At 67.8% G+C, this 3,372-nt stretch carries 4 protein-coding genes and 2 tRNA genes; 5 read left to right on the top strand and 1 reads right to left on the bottom strand.

The window, feature by feature from the left end:
- The 3 genes from RIF89_RS12580 to RIF89_RS12590 all read left to right on the top strand — a co-directional run.
- Nucleotides 1-590, top strand: a 590-nt coding sequence (locus tag RIF89_RS12580; protein WP_309069442.1) for a DNA gyrase C-terminal beta-propeller domain-containing protein, incomplete at its 5' end; no start/stop codon positions are given.
- Nucleotides 587-991 carry a DUF3566 domain-containing protein gene (locus RIF89_RS12585; RefSeq protein WP_309069443.1) on the top strand — a complete coding sequence of 135 codons (405 nt, stop codon included), beginning with the start codon at nt 587-589 and terminating at the stop codon, nt 989-991. The genes RIF89_RS12580 and RIF89_RS12585, both read left to right, overlap by 4 nt.
- 84 nt (nt 992-1,075) lie before the next feature.
- Nucleotides 1,076-1,152 (top strand) — tRNA-Ile (locus RIF89_RS12590).
- A gap of 53 nt (nt 1,153-1,205) precedes the next feature.
- Here the strand turns inward: RIF89_RS12590 and RIF89_RS12595 are convergent.
- Entirely contained in the window at nt 1,206-1,589 is a 384-nt protein-coding gene (locus RIF89_RS12595; protein WP_309069444.1) for an META domain-containing protein, read from the bottom strand.
- 118 nt (nt 1,590-1,707) lie between these two features.
- Between RIF89_RS12595 and RIF89_RS12600 the strand changes: the two genes are divergently transcribed.
- Together RIF89_RS12600 and RIF89_RS12605 are read left to right on the top strand one after the other, a co-directional pair.
- Nucleotides 1,708-1,780 (top strand) — tRNA-Ala (locus RIF89_RS12600).
- Between the two features lie 525 nt (nt 1,781-2,305).
- Nucleotides 2,306-3,372: glycoside hydrolase family 3 N-terminal domain-containing protein (locus tag RIF89_RS12605; protein ID WP_309069445.1), on the top strand; the 1,067-nt coding region annotated here is incomplete at its 3' end.

Raw genomic sequence — 3,372 nt, forward strand, 5'->3', positions numbered from 1 at the left:
AGGACGACGAGCTGATCAGCGCGCTGCTGGTCGACTCGTCCGACGACATCCTGCTGATCAGCCGCGGCGGGCAGTCGCTGCGGTTCTCCGCGACCGACGAGGCGCTGCGGCCGCTCGGCCGCTCGACCAGCGGCGTCAAGGGCATGTCGTTCCGTGCGGACGACAGCCTGCTGTCCGCGTCGGTCGTGCGCGACGAGGGCTTCGTGTTCGTGGTGACCGAGGGCGGCTACGCCAAGCGCACCCGCGTCGACGAGTACAAGGTGCAGGGTCGCGGCGGCCTCGGAATCAAGGTCGCGAAGCTGTCGGACGAGCGCGGCGGTCTCGCCGGCGGTCTGATCGTCTTCGAGGACGACGAGGTGCTCGTGGTTCTCGCCAAGGGCAAGGTGGTACGCTCGGCCGTTGCCGAGGTCCCCGCCAAGGGCCGCGACACGATGGGCGTGCTGTTTGCGCGTCCGGACAAGGACGACCGCATCCTCGCCATCGCGCGCAACACCGAACGCGCCGCGGTGGCCCTGGACGAGACCGACGGCGAGGCCGCGGTCGACGAGGCGCCCGAGACGGCGTCTGACACCCCCGGAGAGAACGCATGAGCACGGTAGCCGACAAGCTCGCCAAGAAGTCCACCCACAAGACCAACGCCAAGCAGGTGCGCCTGCGGCTGGTCTACGTCGACTTCTGGTCGGCCGTGAAGCTGTCGTTCCTCGCGGCCGTCGCGCTCGCGATCGTGACGATCGTGTCGTTCTTCCTGATCTACATGGTCGTGCAGACGACCGGCCTGATCGCCCAGATGGACGAGTTCCTCGCCAGCTTCACGGACGGCAGCCTGTCGATCTCGCAGTTCGTCGGCCTGCCGCAGGTGATGGCGTTCGCGACGATCGTGGCGATCCTGAACCTGGTGGTCGTGACCGTGCTCGGCGCGGTCATCGCCGGCATCTACAACCTCGCGGTCAAGGTGACGGGCGGACTGCTCGTCGGCTTCACCTCGAACTGACACTCGCGGGGCCGGCCCCGATTCGCGAAGGTCGAGCGGATCGGGTAAAGTCTCTGAGGTTGAGGACGCGAGTCCGACACCTCTGGGGGTATAGCTCAGGCGGTTAGAGCGCTTCACTGATAATGAAGAGGTCCCAGGTTCAAGTCCTGGTACCCCCACCATCGAAAGCCTTCGCAGACGCGAAGGCTTTCCTCGTTCCTGGGGCTCAGAGGGCTCAGCCGTCCTCGACGTCGCCCGTGCGCGGGAGGCGCGCGATCTCGGCGTCCTCATCGTCGAGCAGGATGAGCTCCTCGCCCTCGATCCGTACCGCCTCGGGCGAGGGCTCGATCGTCTCGGTGGCGTCCGGGCAGGCCATGCGCGTCTGGGCGACGTCGTCGCCGAACTCGAAGCGGTCGCCGACGAACTCGCCGGTGCCGAACACGGCGTTGCACCCGTCGAATCCCGAAAAGTTGCCGTCCTCTGAGATCGCGATGTGAGCGCTCGGAGCCGGGCCGCCCCACTCGCCCGAGAAGTCGGAACCCCCGGCCGCCGAGCACGCTGTCAGCAGCAGGAAGGCCGATGCGGCCAGCGCGGGGGCGATGACGAGGCGGGTGCGCATGCGGGGAGCATGGCACCGATGTCACCCCGGCCACAACCGCCTCCGGCAGCACATCGGCAGGCGGGCCCCGCCGCCCATGTAAACTCTTCGAGGGTCTCTCGCGGAGATCCACCCTTCCGGGGCCTTAGCTCAGTTGGTAGAGCGCCTGCTTTGCAAGCAGGATGTCAGGAGTTCGAATCTCCTAGGCTCCACTCCTCTGTCTGACCGCGCGATGCGCTTCCGCGCCGGTGCTCTGCACGCAGTCCCATGGGTGGGACGTTCTGCTCCGTCCCCAGATCATCGGCGACCTCGACGCCCTCGGTGGGCGCGCGGCGCCGATCCCGAGCGCGCGACGACGGTCGCCCGCACAGCGGATCTCCTTCCGCCTCAGCTTCCGAGTCGCGCGGCTTTCGACCCGGCGATGCGGACATCCGGACCGCTGAGTGGCGGTGAGAAGTATCCTTCAACGCCCATCGTCCCTGACTCTTGCGGGCGGTCCGCATCGGCGTACAGTGGCGCCCACATCGAGCACCACGCTCCTCGATCCATTCCCGCACTCCCCAGTCCCCACACGTGACCGCGCATCGTCCGGTGCGCGACGCGCGGAAGAAAGGTTGAGATCGATGAGGCTCTCACGTGACGAAGAACGGGAACGTCGAGGAAGGACGTCTCCCCAGCAGCGGCGACTGCGGCGCTCCGTGCGCGCGGGGTTCGCCGCGGTCGCCCTGTGTGCGGCGGTGACACTCGCAGTGCCGACGGCCTCCGTCGCCGCCGACGACGCGACGGATGACGAGATCCGCTCGTCGCAGCAGCTGAACGATGGGCGCACTCGCGCCCTGCCGCCGGGAGACCGCTGGGACGAGGATCGGCAGGCCACCCGCCGAGCACGCGCCCTGCTGCAGCGCATGACCCTCGAAGAGAAGGTCGACATGCTGCACGGCGAGGTGAACAACTACTACGGCTTCTACAACGCACCGATCGAGCGCCTGGGCATCCCCGCGCTGACGATGGCGGACGGTCCGGCCGGCACCCGGATCGCCAATCCCGACGTGAACGGACAGCGGGCCACGCAGCTGCCAGCGCCGATCTCCCTCGCCGCCACCTGGGATCTCGCCCTCGCAGAGCAGTACGGCGACCTCGCCGCCGAGGAGGCCTTCAGCACGGGACACAACGTGCTGCTGGCGCCGGCGGTCGACATCGCGCGCGTGGCGCAAGCAGGGCGTGCCTTCGAGGCCTTCGGCGAGGACCCGCTCCTGAGCGGCACCACCGGCGCGGCGGAGCTGCGCGGCATCCAATCGAATCCGGTCGTCGGCGACATCAAGCACTACAACGTCTACACGCAGGAGGTGAATCGCCTCGCCGGCGGCAACGCCGTCGTGGACGAACGCGCGCTGCAGGAGATCTACGTCCGACCGTTCGCGATCGGGGTGCGGGATGGTCGTCCGGGCTCTGCGATGTGTGCGTTCAACAAGGTGAACGGGACGTACGCGTGCGAGAACGACGAGCTCCTGAACACGATCCTGAAAGAGCAGCTTCGATTCCAGGGATGGGTGATGAGCGACTATGGTGCGACACACAGCACCGTGCGGTCGATCCTGGGAGGGCTGGACCAGGAGATGCCCGGCAGCTTCACTCCGGACGAGGAACCGGGAACCTGCTTCTTCTGCGGGCCGCTGCTCGAGGCGGTGAACGCCGGCGAGGTGCCGGTGTCGCGGATCAACGACGCGGTTCTGCGCATCCTGCGGCCGATGTTCGCCCTCGGATTGTTCGACATGCCTCCCCAGATCGAACCCCTCCCGGAAGC

It is taken from the genome of Microbacterium sp. (assembly GCF_031178525.1).
GTDB lineage: Bacteria > Actinomycetota > Actinomycetes > Actinomycetales > Microbacteriaceae > Microbacterium.